This window comes from Pseudomonas sp. JAI115, assembly GCF_014200835.1.
GTDB lineage: Bacteria > Pseudomonadota > Gammaproteobacteria > Pseudomonadales > Pseudomonadaceae > Aquipseudomonas > Aquipseudomonas putida_A.
Genome location: NZ_JACHCY010000008.1, coordinates 77,711 through 93,552 on the forward strand (window position 1 = coordinate 77,711; position 15,842 = coordinate 93,552).

15 protein-coding genes are annotated in these 15,842 nt (G+C 58.7%); 11 read left to right on the top strand and 4 right to left on the bottom strand.

What is annotated here, in order from left to right:
- The first annotated feature begins 75 nt into the window (after window positions 1–75).
- Both HDC30_RS18805 and HDC30_RS18810 read left to right on the top strand, forming a co-directional pair.
- Window positions 76–1,317, top strand: coding sequence for a glutamine synthetase family protein (locus HDC30_RS18805; RefSeq protein ID WP_183784438.1), 1,242 nt, complete (start codon window positions 76–78; stop codon window positions 1,315–1,317).
- Between the two features lie 69 nt (window positions 1,318–1,386).
- Window positions 1,387–2,766 carry an MFS transporter gene (locus tag HDC30_RS18810; protein WP_096796812.1) on the top strand — a complete coding sequence of 460 codons (1,380 nt, stop codon included), beginning with the start codon at window positions 1,387–1,389 and terminating at the stop codon, window positions 2,764–2,766.
- Between the two features lie 178 nt (window positions 2,767–2,944).
- Here the strand turns inward: HDC30_RS18810 and HDC30_RS18815 are convergent, their stop codons facing one another.
- The 4 genes from HDC30_RS18815 to flgA all read right to left on the bottom strand — a co-directional run bounded on the left by HDC30_RS18815 (window position 2,945) and on the right by flgA (window position 5,548).
- Window positions 2,945–3,691 carry a flagellar brake protein gene (locus HDC30_RS18815; protein ID WP_027612274.1) on the bottom strand — a complete coding sequence of 249 codons (747 nt, stop codon included), beginning with the start codon at window positions 3,689–3,691 and terminating at the stop codon, window positions 2,945–2,947.
- 92 nt (window positions 3,692–3,783) lie between these two features.
- Entirely contained in the window at window positions 3,784–4,251 is a 468-nt protein-coding gene (locus HDC30_RS18820; RefSeq protein WP_007963060.1) for a flagella synthesis protein FlgN, read from the bottom strand.
- 48 nt (window positions 4,252–4,299) lie between these two features.
- A complete protein-coding gene (gene flgM, locus HDC30_RS18825; RefSeq protein WP_183784351.1) occupies window positions 4,300–4,626 on the bottom strand; it encodes a flagellar biosynthesis anti-sigma factor FlgM in 327 nt (108 codons plus the stop codon).
- Between the two features lie 160 nt (window positions 4,627–4,786).
- Window positions 4,787–5,548 (bottom strand): flagellar basal body P-ring formation chaperone FlgA, encoded by a 762-nt coding sequence (gene flgA / locus HDC30_RS18830; protein ID WP_027612276.1) that lies wholly within the window; start codon window positions 5,546–5,548, stop codon window positions 4,787–4,789.
- Window positions 5,549–5,630: 82 nt separating this feature from the next.
- On the opposite strand from flgA, the gene HDC30_RS18835 reads away from it, so the two are divergent.
- The 9 genes from HDC30_RS18835 (at window position 5,631) to HDC30_RS18875 (ending at window position 15,494) form a co-directional block, all read left to right on the top strand.
- Window positions 5,631–6,563 carry a chemotaxis protein CheV gene (locus HDC30_RS18835; RefSeq protein ID WP_183784353.1) on the top strand — a complete coding sequence of 311 codons (933 nt, stop codon included), beginning with the start codon at window positions 5,631–5,633 and terminating at the stop codon, window positions 6,561–6,563.
- A gap of 46 nt (window positions 6,564–6,609) precedes the next feature.
- Window positions 6,610–7,437: a protein-glutamate O-methyltransferase CheR gene (gene cheR / locus HDC30_RS18840; protein WP_007963053.1), complete on the top strand. Its 828-nt coding sequence runs from the start codon at window positions 6,610–6,612 to the stop codon at window positions 7,435–7,437.
- A gap of 366 nt (window positions 7,438–7,803) precedes the next feature.
- Complete coding sequence (gene flgB / locus HDC30_RS18845; protein ID WP_007917581.1) at window positions 7,804–8,211, top strand: flagellar basal body rod protein FlgB; 408 nt, start codon at window positions 7,804–7,806, stop codon at window positions 8,209–8,211.
- 3 nt (window positions 8,212–8,214) lie between these two features.
- A complete protein-coding gene (gene flgC, locus HDC30_RS18850) occupies window positions 8,215–8,658 on the top strand; it encodes a flagellar basal body rod protein FlgC (protein WP_007963049.1) in 444 nt (147 codons plus the stop codon).
- A gap of 15 nt (window positions 8,659–8,673) precedes the next feature.
- The gene (gene flgD, locus HDC30_RS18855; protein ID WP_027612278.1) at window positions 8,674–9,399 is read left to right on the top strand and encodes a flagellar hook assembly protein FlgD; all 726 of its coding nucleotides are present in this window, start codon (window positions 8,674–8,676) and stop codon (window positions 9,397–9,399) included.
- Between the two features lie 30 nt (window positions 9,400–9,429).
- Window positions 9,430–10,746, top strand: a complete 1,317-nt coding sequence (gene flgE / locus HDC30_RS18860; protein WP_027612279.1) for a flagellar hook protein FlgE — start codon at window positions 9,430–9,432, stop codon at window positions 10,744–10,746.
- Window positions 10,747–10,936: 190 nt separating this feature from the next.
- Complete coding sequence (locus HDC30_RS18865) at window positions 10,937–12,097, top strand: efflux RND transporter periplasmic adaptor subunit (RefSeq protein WP_183784355.1); 1,161 nt, start codon at window positions 10,937–10,939, stop codon at window positions 12,095–12,097.
- Window positions 12,094–14,112: a MacB family efflux pump subunit gene (locus HDC30_RS18870; protein ID WP_409347917.1), complete on the top strand. Its 2,019-nt coding sequence runs from the start codon at window positions 12,094–12,096 to the stop codon at window positions 14,110–14,112. The genes HDC30_RS18865 and HDC30_RS18870 overlap by 4 nt, the downstream gene beginning before the upstream one ends.
- On the top strand, window positions 14,109–15,494 hold the full coding sequence (locus HDC30_RS18875) for an efflux transporter outer membrane subunit (RefSeq protein WP_183784357.1): 1,386 nt from the start codon (window positions 14,109–14,111) through the stop codon (window positions 15,492–15,494). The genes HDC30_RS18870 and HDC30_RS18875 overlap by 4 nt, the downstream gene beginning before the upstream one ends.
- Window positions 15,495–15,842 lie beyond the last annotated feature (348 nt).

Below are 15,842 nucleotides of genomic sequence, written 5' to 3' on the forward strand. Positions count from 1 at the left end.
GCGCAGCGACTGACCGGCATTGATGAGATTGAATGTGTCACGCCGGATTTGAACGGCGTGCCGCGCGGCAAGGTGATGACCGCCGAGGGTTTCCTCGAAGGGCGGCGTTTGCAGATGGCGCGGGGAGTGCTGCTGCAATGCATCATGGGCGGTTATCCGCCGGCGCGGTTTTACGGCAGCGATGACGGCGACCTGGCGCTGGTGGCCGAGCCGAGCATGATCCATCCCCTGCCATGGAGCGACGAGCCACGTGCCCTGGCCATCTGCGATGCCGACGAACTGAGCGGCGAAAGCTCCAACCTGTCGACCCGTGGCCAACTCAAGAAAGTCATCGCCCGTTACGCCGCACGCGGTCTGGCGCCGGTAGTGGCGACCGAGCTGGAATTCTTCGTCTTCGCGCCGAACACCGATCCGACTCAGCCGTTCCGTCCGCCAGTCGGCCTCGACGGGCGTCGCGAGGATGGGCAGTCGGCGTTCAGTGTCAGTTCCAACAATGGCCTGCGGCCATTCTTCAGCGAAGTCTATAAATGCATGGCAGCCCTCGGTCTGCCGCGCGATACCTTCATGCATGAAATGGGCGTCAGCCAGTTCGAGATCAACTTGCTGCACGGTGATCCGCTGTTGCTCGCCGATCAGACCTTCCTGTTCAAACACCTGCTCAAGGAAGTCGCGCTCAAGCATGGTCTGAGCGTAGTGTGCATGGCCAAGCCGCTGGCGCACACGCCGGGCAGTTCGATGCACATTCACCAGAGCGTCGTCGAGATCGCCACCGGCAACAACGTGTTCAGTGACGAGAATGGCCAGCCGACGGCGATGTTCCGCCATTTCATCGGTGGGCAGCAGGCGGGCATGGCTGATTTCACAGCGCTGTTCGCGCCGAACGTGAACTCCTATCAGCGTCTGTGTCACCCGTATGCGTCGCCGAACAATGCCTGCTGGTCCCATGACAACCGCGCCGCAGGGTTGCGGATTCCGGCCAGTTCGCCGGTGGCTCGACGCGTGGAAAACCGTTTGCCTGGCGCCGATGCCAACCCGTATCTGGCGATTGCCGCGAGTCTGGCCGCCGGCTTGCATGGCATCGAGCATGAGCTGGAACCGACTGCGGCGATTCAGGGCGAATTCGAAGTGCCGGAGAATCTTTCGCTGCCGTGTACCTTGCATGCCGCGCTCGAGCGTCTGAAACGTAGCCAATTGGCCAGGGAACTGTTCGGACAGGAGTTCATCGAAGGCTACATCGCTTCGAAGACCATGGAGTTGACCAGCTTCTTTGATGAAATCACTCCCTGGGAACGGCGTGTTCTAGCAGCCCAGGCCTGACTAACTGTCGCCGTCGGGCTATCGTCTGGATAGCCCGATACTCACTGCAAGGAGCCGCTCGGAACGCCGATGCGCCAAATCTGGAAATCCTTTCGAGCGCTGTATTTCGCCTCGCTGATGATGTTGATCGGTTCGGGCCTTCTATCTACTTACCTGGCATTGCGCCTGGCCGCTGACCATGTCGACGGACTGTGGGTCGGTGCGCTGATGGCGGCCAACTATTTCGGCCTGGTGCTGGGCGGCAAGATCGGTCACCGCTTGATCGCCCGGGTCGGACACATTCGAGCGTATTCGGCGTGTGCCGGGATCGTCGGCGCGGCGGTGCTCGGGCATGGCCTGGTCGACTGGCTGCCGGCGTGGCTGGTGCTGCGGACCATCGTCGGTTTGGGCATGATGTGCCAATACATGGTGATCGAGAGCTGGCTCAACGAGCAGGCCGATGCCAACCAGCGTGGGCTGGTGTTCAGCGGCTACATGATCGCTTCGTATCTGGGGCTGGTGCTCGGTCAGTTGATTCTGGTCATGCATCCGGGCCTCGGCCTGGAGCTGCTGATGCTGGTCGCGCTGTGTTTTGCCCTGTGTCTGGTGCCGGTGGCGCTGACCCGCCGGATTCACCCGGCGCCGCTGCATCCGGCACCGATGGAACCGCGCTTCTTTATCAAGCGCGTGCCGCAATCGTTGAGCACGGTGCTCGGTGCTGGTCTGATCATCGGCTCGTTCTACGGTCTGGCGCCGCTGTATGCGTCGCAGCAGGGGCTGTCGACCGAGCAGGTCGGTCTGTTCATGGGTAGCTGCATTTTTGCCGGGCTGCTGGTGCAGTGGCCGTTGGGCTGGTTGTCCGACCGTTATGACCGGGCGCTGCTGATCCGTTGTTTTGCCGGGTTCCTGGCCGTGGCGGCGTTGCCGTTGGCGATCCTGCCGCAGGTGCCGCTGGAAGTTCTGTTTGTCGTCGGGTTCATGTGTTCGCTGGTGCAGTTCTGCCTGTATCCGCTGGCGGTGGCGTTCTCCAACGACCACGTCGAGGGCGATCGCCGGGTGTCGCTGACGGCGATGCTGCTGGTGACCTACGGGGTTGGCGCGAGCATCGGCCCGCTGCTGGCCGGTGTGCTGATGAAGCTGTTTGGCAGCCAGAGTCTGTATGCGTTCTTCAGCTTCTTTGCGTTGGTGCTGGTGTGGCGCATTCGCCCGAAAGCGGTGACCAATCTGCATCAGGTCGACGACGCGCCGCTGCATCACGTGGCGATGCCGGACAGCATGTCCAGCTCGCCGTTGGTGGCAGCACTCGATCCGCGAGTGGATGAGCAGGTGGTGCAGGAGCAGATGCAGACCACGGTTACGCCAGAACCGGAGCCGGAACCCGAAGTGCAGCCTGCTGAAGCGGCGGTGGAAACTGATCCGGCTGATGAGGGCGATAAACCGACGCCGGACATCAGTGGTGCCAGACCCTGAAATGTGGGAGCGGGCTTGCTCGCGAAGGCGGCGTGTCAGCCAGCATCAATTTTTAATGTCGGGCCGTATTCGCGAGCAAGCCCGCTCCCACAATGGATCTCCAGTCGCCGCGAGATTCAATCGCGCATAAAAAAGGGCAGTCCCGCCAAGGACTGCCCTTTCTATTTGCCTGTAGGAATTACAGATCGTCTTTATCGAACCGGCGTGCTTCACGCTGCAACTGATAGACGAAGCGTTCGACGTTGCGCGCCGCCTGGCCGCTGATGTTGTGGAAACGCAGGCCGGCGAAGGTGATGTTGAGCTTTTCTTCGAAGTGCAGATAACGCAGTTCGACCGAGATCGGTTGATTGCCGAACAGCGGGGTGGCGATCATGCGGTCGTAGACCTGGCCCAGTTGCAGGCGGTCGGTGATGTCGCCTTCAAAGCGCAGCTTACAACCGGTGGCGGAAATATCCAGCAGTTTGCCGTTGATCGGCGCCTTGAGCTTTTCGCCGCCGAGTTCGACGCTGACCAGGTCAGTCAGCTTCAGGGCTGCACGAAAGGCGTTGCGGCGCTGGTGGTAAACCACTTCGGTCGGCAGTTCGCCGGTGTAGAAGCGATCGCCCTCGGACTCTTCAATGTTCAGCTTACCGGTGCATTCCCAGGCGATGCGCACGCCCTCGTGGAAGCCTTCGACCTTGAACGGTTCGCCCGCCTGCAGAAAGCGCTCGCCATCGCGCGGGATCATTTCGTCCAGGGCAATCGTTGCGGTTTCGCGGTCGACCTTGATCAGGTAGCTCTGAAAGCGCTGGCTGCGCTCGTGGAACGTGATGATCAGCGGATCGTGGCTTTCTTGCAGCTGGCGCAGGTTGCTGGAGATTTCCAGGGGCGTGGTCAGCACCTTTGGTGGCTGCGGACTATCATCCGCGCTTAGGGCGTTTGGCACGTTTTCTCAATCTCCAGACAAAATTTGACTACGGCTAGCCAGCATTTTGCCAGCATGTTTCGCGGGTTGATAGTGCAGGCACATCGAATGGCTCACGCCTGGCTGAGCGTACGCGGCTTGGTGGGTTTGGCGAAAGTGCCCGAGGCGTCATACAACGCTGGCGGTTCGCCCCCGGTGAGGATTTTCAGTTGATTGGCCGTGGCGGCCTGCTGAATCTGGATCGACTGGCCGTTCTTGACGTTCGCCGCCTGGCACTGGGCAATCAGGTCGGTCAACACGTCGCTCTGGGCCAGCAGCTGGTCGCCAATGCTCGAGTGGCTGGCCAGTTGCTCCAGGCCCTGACGGTCGAGCGGCAGGTTGAGGCTGGCGAGGATTTCGCTGCGCTTGCGGCCATGCTGTTCAAGCAAAATGATCAATGCCTGTTTGCGCGCCAGAATGTCTTCGAGCAAAGGCATGTCGCGACCGTGCAAGGCGAGGGACTCGGTTTGCAGTAACTCCAGCAATTGTTGAGCTGGAGCAAAGTCGTCGGTGATCAGTTGCAATAAATTAGTGTCGTGCATGGCTGGCCTTGGGTTTTAAGCGTCCAAAAGCCTGGCGCCGGCAAAAGCCTAGCGCTGGGCTTCGAAGTTGAGCAGTTTGCTGGCTACACGGTTGCTGTCGACTTTATAGCTGCCATCGGCAATCGCTGCTTTCAACTCGGCCACCCGGGCTTTGTCGACGGCAGGCTGATCGCGCAGCTTGTCAGTGACCTTCTGCAACTGTTGAGCCTCATTGCTGAGGTGTACCGATTCCCCGCTTTTTGCGGTACTGGCCGTTTCGGCCTGGGTATTCAGCGGCGCGGAGGTGCCGGATTCGGCGGTTTCCTTGGCGTTGCTGGTACGTGTACTGCCCGTAAGTGACGAGGAGTTGTTCAAACGGCTGAAATCGATGACCATGTTAAAAACCTCTGGGAATTTGGACGCTTGCCATGTTCTCGGCCATTCCCTGGAAAACTTTAGGCTCACTTTGCAATGAGCTGCATGTGCCGAAGCGTGTTCTGCTGCGGCACAGTTTAGGGAAGCATCGAGGCCGGCGCCAGTTTTCTGCCTGAGCGTTTTACATGGCCACTTCCACCTGGCCCGGCGCGATGACCTGCGCCTTGATCACCCGGTTGGAATTGAGGTTTTTCACCCGGATCTGTTCTTTCAAACCGCCATTGGCCAGGGCTTCGCCGGGCATGCGCACAGCGAGCGTACCGCTGCGGGCGATGATGACCACCTGATCACCCTTGCGCACCACTTCAGCCTGTTCCAGATGCACCAGGGTAATCACCTGATCGGCGACCGTTGGTCGGGTCAATTTCTGCCCGATGGCTTCATCCACCGACGTCAGGAAACCCTGATTGATCTGGCTGATGTCGCGTTCACGCAAGGTCACGTCCTGCGGCTCGATAATTCCGGCGCGTTTCAGCGGGCGAGTGGTGGTGACAATCTCGCGAAACAGGCGGACTTGAGCGGGCACGAACACCGTCCACGGCGAGCTTCCCTCGCACCGGACCTTGACCGTAACCCGGCCCAGCGGACGTGCCGGACTCTCCAGCGACGCTGTCAATTCCTTGTCGCACATAGGCATGCGCATACGCGGGTCGAGCTGGTTGACCTCGATTTCGTAGCGGCCTTCCGTTTGACTGGTAGCCAGATAGTCTTCTACGGTGAACTCAAGAAAGCCCTGGGTGACGCCGATAAGCATGTCAGGCAAGGTAACCGTATCAGCACCGGCAGGGCTGCCAGCGAAGAAGAAGCAGACGGCAGACACCGCGCACAGCGCTTTGCGGGTGCGGGAGGTCAGGCGTCGGAAAAATGTCGTTTGAGCGTTCATACGAGTTAAAAAGCAAGCGCCGTGCCGTTTAGCAATGAATGTGCGTCGCAACAACACTTGGCGTTGGTGTAGGAGTCTGGGCATGGCTGGTGTAATGGATTCGGTGAACCAGCGCACGCAACTGGTAGGGCAGAATCGCCTGGAGCTGTTGTTGTTCCGTCTCGACGGTCAACAGCTCTACGGCATCAACGTGTTCAAGGTGCGGGAAGTGCTGCAATGCCCGTCGCTGACGTTGATGCCCAAGTCCAGTCCTGTCGTGTGCGGGGTGGCGAATATCCGGGGGGCGACCATTCCGATCCTTGATCTGGCAATGGCGACCGGTTCCGGGGCGTTGAAAGACAAGAACAGTCCGTTCGTGATCATCACGGAGTACAACACCAAGACCCAGGGTTTCCTGGTTCGCTCGGTGGAGCGCATCGTCAACATGAACTGGGAAGAGATCCATCCGCCGCCCAAGGGCACGGGTCGCGATCACTACCTGACCGCTGTGACTCGGGTCGACAATCAGTTAGTCGAAATCATCGATGTCGAGAAGGTGCTGGCGGAAGTGGCGCCGACGCCCGAGGCGATTTCGGTCGGTGTGGTCGATGTCGAAACCCAGAGCAAGGCGTTGTCGCTGCGGGTGCTGACGGTCGATGACTCGTCGGTGGCGCGCAAGCAGGTCACGCGTTGCCTGCAGACGATCGGCGTCGAAGTGGTGGCGCTGAACGACGGCAAGCAGGCGCTGGATTACCTGCGCAAGCTGGTCGATGAGGGCAAGAAGCCGGAAGAAGAGTTCCTGATGATGATTTCCGACATCGAGATGCCGGAGATGGACGGGTACACCCTGACGGCGGAGATCCGCAGCGACCCGCGCATGCAAAAGCTTCATATCATCCTGCATACTTCGTTGTCGGGGGTATTCAATCAGGCGATGGTCAAGAAAGTCGGTGCCGATGACTTCCTGGCCAAATTCCGTCCTGATGACCTGGCATCCCGGGTAGTCGACCGGATCAAAGCAGCAGATATCAGCTAGGGACCTTTTGTCCCTGGCGGTCAACACGATTTAAGAGGCGGCATCATTGTCTACGGGTAATTTGGATTTCGAACAATTCCGGGTCTTCCTGGAAAAAGCCTGTGGCATTTTGCTCGGTGAAAACAAGCAGTACCTGGTCTCGAGCCGTCTCAACAAACTGATGGAGCAGCAAGGCATCAAGTCCCTGGGTGAGCTGGTACAGCGCATCCAGACCCAGCCGCGCAGCGGTTTGCGCGAGCAGGTGGTCGATGCCATGACGACCAACGAAACCCTGTGGTTTCGGGACACCTATCCGTTTGAAGTCTTGAAGAACAAGGTGCTGCCCGAGGCGATCAAGGCCAGTCCCAACCAGCGTCTGCGGATCTGGTCGGCGGCGTGCTCGTCGGGTCAGGAACCGTATTCGCTGTCGATGTCGATCGACGAGTTCGAGCGCAGCAACCTCGGTCAGTTGAAGATGGGCGTGCAGATCGTTGCCACGGACTTGTCCGGCAGCATGCTGACCAACTGCAAGACCGGCGAGTACGACAGTCTGGCGATCGGCCGCGGTTTGTCCGCCGATCGTCTGCAGCGCTACTTCGACCCGAAAGGGCCGGGGCGCTGGGTGATCAAGGCGCCGATCAAGAACCGGGTGGAATTCCGTTCGTTCAACCTGCTCGACAGCTACGCCAGTCTGGGCAAGTTCGACATCGTGTTCTGCCGCAACGTGCTGATCTACTTTTCCGCCGAGGTGAAGAAAGACATCCTGTTGCGCATTCACAGCACATTGAAGCCGGGCGGGTACCTGTTCCTTGGCGCGTCCGAAGCGCTGAACGGTTTGCCGGATCATTACCAGATGGTCCAGTGCAGCCCGGGGATCATTTACCAGGCGAAGTGATTCAAAAGCGGCAGGCATAAAAAAAACGGGAGTCCTTAGGGGGCTCCCGTTTTTTTATGCCTGATGATTTCCCTGAGCCTACAACAATCCAATGTGGGGGCGGGCTTGCTCGCGAATGCGGTATGCCAGTCAAAGCAAATGTCGACTGACACGACGCCTTCGCGAGCAAGCCCGCTCCCACATTGGATAGTCGTTGCCAGTTACAAGCGGCAGAAAAGCGGCAGCCAGCGGAAACCGGTTGCCGCTTTTCTGGCATTGCCGCTTTGCCGGCTCCTCGCAAAGCCCCGGTTTATGGGGGTTGTTCTGTTTGGCACGGCGCTTGCTAAAGCTCAGGTACGAAAAACCGGTCACCCGAAGGTTCCCGACATGAGCATCAGCTTCGATAAAGCGCTCGGCATTCACGAAAAGGCACTGGGCTTCCGCGCCCAGCGTGCCGAAGTGTTGGCCAACAACATCGCCAACGCCGATACCCCGAACTACAAGGCTCGGGATCTGGACTTCTCCAAAGTGCTTGAAGCACAGACCCAGAAGAACGCCAACGGCACCATCGCCCTGAACATGACCAACAGCCGTCACATCGAAGCTGAAGGCCTGGGCAATGGCGACGAGTCGCTGATGTATCGCACGCCGATGCAGCCTTCGATCGACCAGAACACCGTGGACGCTCAGCTTGAACAGTCGAACTACGCGGAAAACGCGGTCGGCTTCCAGGCCAGCTTCACCCTGCTCAACAGCAAATTCAAAGGGCTGGTGTCAGCCCTGCGCGGAGAGTAATCCATGTCCCTGTCCAGCGTTTTCAACATTGCCGGCAGCGGCATGAGCGCACAAACCACGCGTCTGAACACCGTGGCTTCGAACATCGCCAACGCCGAAACCGTTTCGTCGAGCATCGACCAGACCTACCGTGCCCGTCACCCGGTGTTCGCCACCATGTTCCAGGGCGGCCAGAACACTGGCAGCAACTCGCTGTTCCAGAGCCAGGACGCCGCAGGGCAGGGCGTGCAGGTACTTGGCGTGGTCGAAGACCAGAGCAACCTCGAAGCGCGCTACGAGCCGAACCATCCGGCCGCTGACGCCAAAGGATACGTCTACTACCCGAACGTCAACGTGGTGGAAGAAATGGCTGACATGATTTCCGCGAGCCGTTCGTTCCAGACCAACGCCGAAATGATGAACACCGCCAAAACCATGATGCAGAAGGTACTGACCCTCGGTCAGTAATAAGGGGCGACTGCCATGAGCGTTACCGATACCACCAGCAGCCTGAGCATGAATGACATCCTGGCGAACTCGTCGAAAAAGACCAGTTCGACCACCGGTGGCATTGCTTCGGCCACCAACAGCGCCACCGGCGGCCAGGCGCTGGGCAAGGATGCGTTCCTGCAACTGCTGGTCACCCAGCTGAAAAACCAGAACCCGCTCGATCCGCAGGACAACAGTGCCTTCGTGGCGCAGTTGGCGCAGTTCAGCAGCCTTGAGGGCATTACCACCCTCAACAGCACCGTCAGCTCGCTGGCCGGCAACTACAACTCGTCGCAGGCGCTGCAGGCGTCGTCGCTGGTCGGTCGCAACGTGATCGTGCAGACCAACAGCGTGCAGATGGACGACCCGAGCAAGGGCATGACCGGTTCGGCCACCGTGCCGTCGTCGATTGCCGGCGGCACGGTCACCATCACCGACAGCAGCGGCGCGATCGTGCGAACCATTGATCTGGGCAGTCGCGCCGCAGGCAGCGCGAGCTTCACCTGGGACGGCAAGGACAAAGACGGCAATCTGGTGAAGGCCGGAACCTACACCGTCAAAGCCAACGCATCGATCAATGGCACCGCGACCGACCTGGCAACGTACCTGCCAGCCACGGTCAACAGCGTGACCATCAGCCAGACCGGCGGCGAGCTGATGCTCAACCTGTCCGGCAAGGGCACCGTCGCCCTGTCCAAAGTACAAACCATTGGTATATAGAGCCGACTAACCGGCACAAAGGAGTGGAATATGTCTTTCAATATCGGCCTTAGCGGTCTCTATGCAGCCAACAAACAACTGGACGTGACCGGCAACAACATCGCCAACGTCGCGACCGCCGGTTTCAAATCGTCCCGTGCAGAATTCGCAGACGTCTACTCGGCCACTCGCCTGGGTACCGGCAGTAAGGTCATCGGCAACGGTGTGCGTCTGGCCAACGTATCCCAGCAGTTCACCCAGGGTGACATCAACAACACCGGTAACGTGCTGGACATGGGCATCAACGGTTCGGGCTTCTTCACCATGAGCAACAACGGCTCGATCTCCTACACCCGGGCCGGTACGTTCAAGGTCGACGATAAAGGCTACATCACCAACACCGACTACACCTCGCGTCTGCAGGGCTACGGCGTGGATGCCAACGGCAAGGTCATTAACGGCGTACTGACCGACCTGAAGATCGACACCTCGAACCTGGCGCCAAAGTCCACCTCGCTGGTGACGTCGACCATCAACCTGGACTCGACCGCTCCGGTGATCGACGACACAGCGCCGGCCGGCAAATTCGACCCGACCAACCTCGCGACCTACACTAAATCGTTCAGCACGCCGATCTATGACAGTCAGGGCAACATGCACCCGATGGATCAGTACGTGGTCAAGACCGGTGCCAACACCTGGAAGGTCTACACCCTGGTAGACGGGCGTAACCCGGACGCTACCGGTAGCGATCCGAAGGTCACCGCGCCGACACCTTCGACCATGACGTTTGACTCCGCTGGCAAACTGACTCAGGTCAGCACCCTGCCTGGTCCGGTGATCAGCAGCGACTTGAAGCTCAGCGGCTGGGTTCCGGGTAACGTGGTCAACGGTACCTTCAAACCTAACGGTGCCGCCGCGAACACGGCCGGCATTACCATTTCGATGGCGCAGACTACCCAGTACAACGCCGACACCGCCCGCTCGATCCCGACACAGGACGGCTATGCTACTGGCCAGATCACCAACCTGACCATCGACGGTACCGGTACCCTGTTCGCCAACTTCAGCAACAACCAGAACAAGGCCATCGGCCAGGTTGCGCTGGCCAGCTTCACTAACGAGCAGGGCCTGCAAGCGATCGGCGGAACGAGCTGGAAGGAAACGTTCGCCTCGGGTATCCCGGGTTATGACGCTCCGCAAACCGGTACCCTGGGTTCCATCCAGTCCAACTCGCTGGAAGAGTCGAACGTTAACCTGACCAACGAGCTGGTAGACCTGATCAAGGGCCAGAGCAACTATCAGGCGAACGCGAAGACCATTTCGACCCAGAGCACCATCATGCAAACCATCATTCAGATGACCTGATATCGATGTTTTGTAAAAAGCTGTAACGGAAAGCCCCTCTTTGAGGGGCTTTCTTGTTTAATGCGCGCGCCGGGGCCACTCGTCTGCGGCAATCGTATTTGTGCGGGCGTATTCATGCGCTTGCTCAGGCAACACCCGGGCGCCAATGAACGGTTCGCCCAACCACAGACAGGGATGTAACGATCACTCCATGGTTTTTTTCTCTCGCTCCCGAATCGTCCTCGGGACGTTGTTCGTCAGTGCATTGCTGGTCTGGTTTATAGGGGGGCAGGGCTGGGGCGCCACGCCAAGGAAATATCTGACCACGACCGTCACCGTCGAGGATCTTGAAGAAACCGTATTGGCCAGTGGTACGGTCAAGCCTTTCCAGCAAGTCAGTGTTGGCGCACAGGTCAACGGGCAACTCCAGAGCCTGAAGGCCGGGTTGGGCGATACAGTGCGCCAAGGTCAGCTGCTAGCCGAGATTGACCCGTTGTTGCCACAGAACGAATTGCTCAAGTCACGGGCAGCATTGCTCAGTGTCCGGGCACAATATAAGGCTCGACAGGCGCTGATTCGCCAGTACGAACTTGATTTTCGTCGCAAGCAAAGTCTGGTTGCCAGTGAGGCCGGATCGCGGGCCGATCTGGAAATAGCCGAAGCGCAATTGCAAAGCTCACGAGCCGAACTGGCATCCCTGGCTGCGCAGATATCCCAGGCGGAGATAGAAATCCGCATCGCCGAAGTCAACCTTGGCTATACGCGTATCAGTGCGCCGATGGACGGAGAAGTCATTGCCGTGGTGACGAGGCAGGGGCAGACCGTCGTTTCCGCGCAAAGTGTCCCGACTTTGCTGATCCTGGCCCGACTGGACCGGATGACGGTCGAGGCGCGGATATCTGAAGCTGATGTGGTTCGAGTCAAGCCAGGCCAGGCGGTGTCCTTCAGTATCCTGGGCGATCCGGATCGGCGCTTTGAAAGTCATATTCGGGCGGTAGAACCGGCGCCAGAGTCCATTGCCCGGCAGGACACAATGCAGGGTAGCGGTGGCTCGACTGCTGGCGGTGCCGACGCAGCGGTGTACTACAACGCTCTGTTTGACGTGCCCAATGACGATCGTTCGTTGCGCACATCAATGACGGCGCAGGTCAGTGTGCTGCTCGCTTCTGCGCCAAAAGCCACAACGGTGTCGGTGGCTGCGTTGGGCAAGCGTGCCGCGGATGGCCGCTATGAAGTGCGTCGACTGGTTGATGGTCAGTTGCAGACGGTGCTGGTCAAGACCGGCTTGCGCAATGACCTTAATGTTCAGGTGTTGGACGGTCTCAAGGAGCATGACGAAGTTGTCCTCGGCGAAGAGCCGGAGCCTCAATGAGCAGCGCGAACGATCTTCGCGGCTTGACGCCGGATGCGATGAACGACGTGTTGCCGGCCAAGCCGCTATTGTCCCTTGAAGGTGTGCAGCGTTGGTTCGCTGATGGCGAGGCCAGAACGCAAGTGTTGCGGGACGTGAATCTGACCATTGGCGCCGGAGAAATGGTGGCGATTATCGGTCCGTCCGGCTCCGGAAAGTCCAGCCTGATGAATATCCTCGGCTGTCTGGATCGTCCCTCCGCCGGTCGCTACTGCATCAACGGTCTCGACATGGCCGGTATGAGCAGCGATGAGCTGGCGACATTGCGTCGTGAGCATTTCGGGTTCATTTTCCAGCGCTTTCATTTGCTGTCGCATTTGAGCGCCGAGGCCAACGTCCAGGTGCCGGCCATTTACGCCGACCAGTCGTTTATCGAATGTCAGCAACAGGCCAGGGCATTGTTGCAACGCCTGGGGCTGGGGCAGCGCCTGCAGCATCGGCCGGGGCAGCTTTCCGGTGGTCAGCAGCAGCGGGTCAGTATTGCCCGTGCGCTGATCAATGGTGGCGCGGTGATCCTGGCTGACGAACCTACCGGCTCGCTGGACTCACGCAGTGGTGAAGAGGTAATGGCCATCCTGCGTGAACTGCACCGTAGCGGCCACACCATTATTATCGTGACCCATGACGTGCAGGTGGCGCAGCACGCTGACCGAATTATCGAGATTCATGACGGAGAGATCGTCGCGGATCAATCGAATGCCAGCCGAAAAGTGCCTGCGGCGCAGGTCGCCGAGGCTGGTGAAAGTACGCAAGATCAGGGGCGCGAAGTAGCGGCGGTGCAGTGGCGTCGCTTCAGCGAGGCTTTCAAGATGGCCTGGGTTTCCCTCTGCAGCCATCGTATGCGTACATTGCTGACCATGCTGGGGATCATCATCGGCATCGCCTCAGTGGTGTCGGTGGTCGCTTTGGGGCAGGGCGCGCAGACCCGAGTACTGCGCGATATCAGCGCCATGGGCACCAATACCATCGATGTTTATCCTGGCAAGGACTGGGGGGATGAGCAGGCCGCCTCGATCCGCACCCTGCAACCTGTGGATTTGCGGATCATCCAGGGGCAGTCCTGGGTCGACAGTGTCTCGGCGATGGTCAATGGCAGCCGAACGATTCGCTATCGCAATCTGCATGTCAGTGCCACCGTCAATGGTGTCGGCCACGATTACTTCCAGGTGATGGGCATCCGCATGAACAAGGGTGCGGTGTTCAGTGCCAGCGATGTGATGCGCCGCGGCCAGACACTGATCATTGATCACAATACGCGACAACGGCTGTTCAAGGACTGGGAGCAACCACTGGGCAAAGTGATCCTGGTGGGCGGCCTGCCTTGCACGGTGGTAGGGGTCATGGAAAGTCGCGATGACGGTTTTTCAGGGCCAAGCCTGCAGGTCTATCTGCCTTATACGACGGTGATGGGGCGCTTGTTGGGGCAGAGCCATTTCAATTCGATCAAGGTTCGGCTCAGGGAGCAGGTTGCCAGTCCAGCAGCAGAGCAAGCACTGCAAACATTGTTGGTGGCACGTCATGGGCGCGCGGATTTTTTCCTCAGTTCCAGCGACAGCATCCTTAAAATCGTACAGAAAACCACAGACACACTGACCCTGCTGATTTCTGCGGTGGCGCTCATTTCACTGTTGGTTGGTGGTATCGGCGTGATGAATATCATGCTGGTGTCGGTCACCGAGCGCACCCGGGAGATTGGCATCCGCATGGCGGTCGGCGCGCGGCGCACGGACATCCTGCAGCAGTTTTTGATCGAGGCGGTGCTGGTCTGTCTGCTGGGGGGCTTGTTGGGTGTCCTGCTTTCGTTGTTGATCAGCCAGGTGTTCGGCTATTTCGTGCAGACAATCGTTATGGAATTCACGGCTTTGGCCATGATTTCAGCGTGTTTGTGTTCGCTGCTGGTCGGCGTGTTGTTCGGTTATATCCCGGCGCGCAATGCCGCCCGGCTTGATCCAATTCAGGCGTTGTCCAGAGAATGAAGTACACCAAGCGCAAGTGGATCTGGGCATTGCCATTGCCTTTGTTGTTGGGCGGCTGCAGCGCTCTGCTGCACAGCGAATATCGTCAACCGCAAGTGAAGACGCCGGCCTTCTGGTTTGGCGACGCATCCCGTGAGCGCTCATTGAGTGTGCGAGAGCGATGGTGGGAAACGTTTGATGATCCACGTCTGAACGCCTTGGTCGACGACGCCCTGGCGCGCAATAACGATCTTGCAGTTGCTGCGCTCAGAGTGCGTCGGGCAGCGCTTCAGGCAGGGCTCACCGGCACCAATATCACGCCCGATCTGGACGTGGGGGCGGGGGCGGACTGGAGCAGGAATCTACATCGAGACAATTCAAGCCAGCGTCGATTTTCCACGAGCGCGACGGTGCGTTACGAAGTCGATTTGTGGGGGAAACTGGCGAGTACGCGCGATGCCGGGCAATGGGCGCTGTTGGCGACTGACTTTGACCGGCGTGCCAGCGCGCTGAGCCTGGTGGGTACGACGGCGCGCCTGTATTGGCAGATCGGCCTGTTCAACGAACTGGTCCGGTCTGCGCGGGAAAGTATCGGGTACGCCGAGCAGACGTTGCAACTGGTGCAGTCTCAACATCTGGCGGGTGCGGCGACGGGTCTTGAAGAGGCACAAGCCGAGCAGGTGTTGGCCACGCAGCGTGCTGTATTGAGTGACTATTTGCAGCAACTTGAAGTGGCGCGCAACGCACTGGCCATTGTCTTTGATCAGGCACCCGAGCATCGGTTTGCAGAACTTGTGCAATTACCTTCGACGGCATTGGCGAGTGTGCCGGCAGGCTTGCCGGCTGATCTGGTTGATCGACGTCCGGATTTGCAGGCGGCTGAATGGCGATTGCGCCAGGCGCTGTCGAACTATGACGCAACGCGTGCCAGTTTCTATCCCTCGTTCACACTGACGGGCGGTCTGGCTACTGGCGGTAGTCGAGAGTTAAGCCAAGTGCTCAATAACCCTGTCGGTCTATTGGGTGTTGGTATCAGTCTGCCGTTTGTGCAATGGAATGTTCGCAAGTACACAGTGGGTATATCGGCGGTGGACTATGAGGCGGCGATAATCGACTTTCGTCAGAGCCTTTATATCGCGCTGGCGGAAGTTGAAGACGCCCTGTCGGCGCAAGTGCAGTTGGCTGATCAGGGGGGGCGGCGAGAGCAGGCTCTGGTCGCCGCAATGAAAGCCGAAGGGTTGGCCGAAATTCGTTATCGCAGCGGGCAAACGGGTATCAAGGAGTGGCTGGATCTGCAAGAGAGCCGGCGTGCCGCGCAAATTTCACTGGCGCAGAATCGCTTCAAGCGACTGCAGGCGCAAATGGGACTGTACCTGGCGCTGGGCGGAGGCTTCGCGCGTTAATTTATTGCGCAGACAAACGTTAGCTTATTGGGATGTTGTTTTTAATTAAGGAAGATTGTGCCGCGTGTCTGGTTTTAGTTAGCGTATTTTTTGATTTGGGTCAGTGGTTTGTATGCAATTAATGTTGTAGGTCTTTGCCTGGTTGTTGATTTTTTTTGAGTTGATTTAATTAATAAATAGTTTTGGTTGTGGGGGTTTTATTTATTGTTTTTAGTTGTTTCGCAATGTAAGGTGCGCGCTCTTTCGTCAGGGCCTTGATGAATGATGGGTGTTCGGTTTGCAACACTCTTACTGCTGTCTCTGGTTGTGTCGGCAAGATGATGATCTATGAAGTTATTGCGCTGACGA

What these genes read in the sequence shown, in the direction of transcription:
- HDC30_RS18805 (WP_183784438.1), top strand. Translation starts at nt 76, where the DNA reads ATGACCGCCGAGGGTTTCCTCGAAGGGCGGCGTTTGCAGATGGCGCGG.
- HDC30_RS18810 (WP_096796812.1), top strand. Translation starts at nt 1,387, where the DNA reads ATGCGCCAAATCTGGAAATCCTTTCGAGCGCTGTATTTCGCCTCGCTG.
- HDC30_RS18820 (WP_007963060.1), bottom strand. Translation starts at nt 4,251, where the DNA reads ATGCACGACACTAATTTATTGCAACTGATCACCGACGACTTTGCTCCA.
- flgM (WP_183784351.1), bottom strand. Translation starts at nt 4,626, where the DNA reads ATGGTCATCGATTTCAGCCGTTTGAACAACTCCTCGTCACTTACGGGC.
- flgA (WP_027612276.1), bottom strand. Translation starts at nt 5,548, where the DNA reads ATGAACGCTCAAACGACATTTTTCCGACGCCTGACCTCCCGCACCCGC.
- HDC30_RS18835 (WP_183784353.1), top strand. Translation starts at nt 5,631, where the DNA reads ATGGCTGGTGTAATGGATTCGGTGAACCAGCGCACGCAACTGGTAGGG.
- flgB (WP_007917581.1), top strand. Translation starts at nt 7,804, where the DNA reads ATGAGCATCAGCTTCGATAAAGCGCTCGGCATTCACGAAAAGGCACTG.
- flgC (WP_007963049.1), top strand. Translation starts at nt 8,215, where the DNA reads ATGTCCCTGTCCAGCGTTTTCAACATTGCCGGCAGCGGCATGAGCGCA.
- flgD (WP_027612278.1), top strand. Translation starts at nt 8,674, where the DNA reads ATGAGCGTTACCGATACCACCAGCAGCCTGAGCATGAATGACATCCTG.
- flgE (WP_027612279.1), top strand. Translation starts at nt 9,430, where the DNA reads ATGTCTTTCAATATCGGCCTTAGCGGTCTCTATGCAGCCAACAAACAA.
- HDC30_RS18865 (WP_183784355.1), top strand. Translation starts at nt 10,937, where the DNA reads ATGGTTTTTTTCTCTCGCTCCCGAATCGTCCTCGGGACGTTGTTCGTC.
- HDC30_RS18870 (WP_409347917.1), top strand. Translation starts at nt 12,094, where the DNA reads ATGAGCAGCGCGAACGATCTTCGCGGCTTGACGCCGGATGCGATGAAC.
- HDC30_RS18875 (WP_183784357.1), top strand. Translation starts at nt 14,109, where the DNA reads ATGAAGTACACCAAGCGCAAGTGGATCTGGGCATTGCCATTGCCTTTG.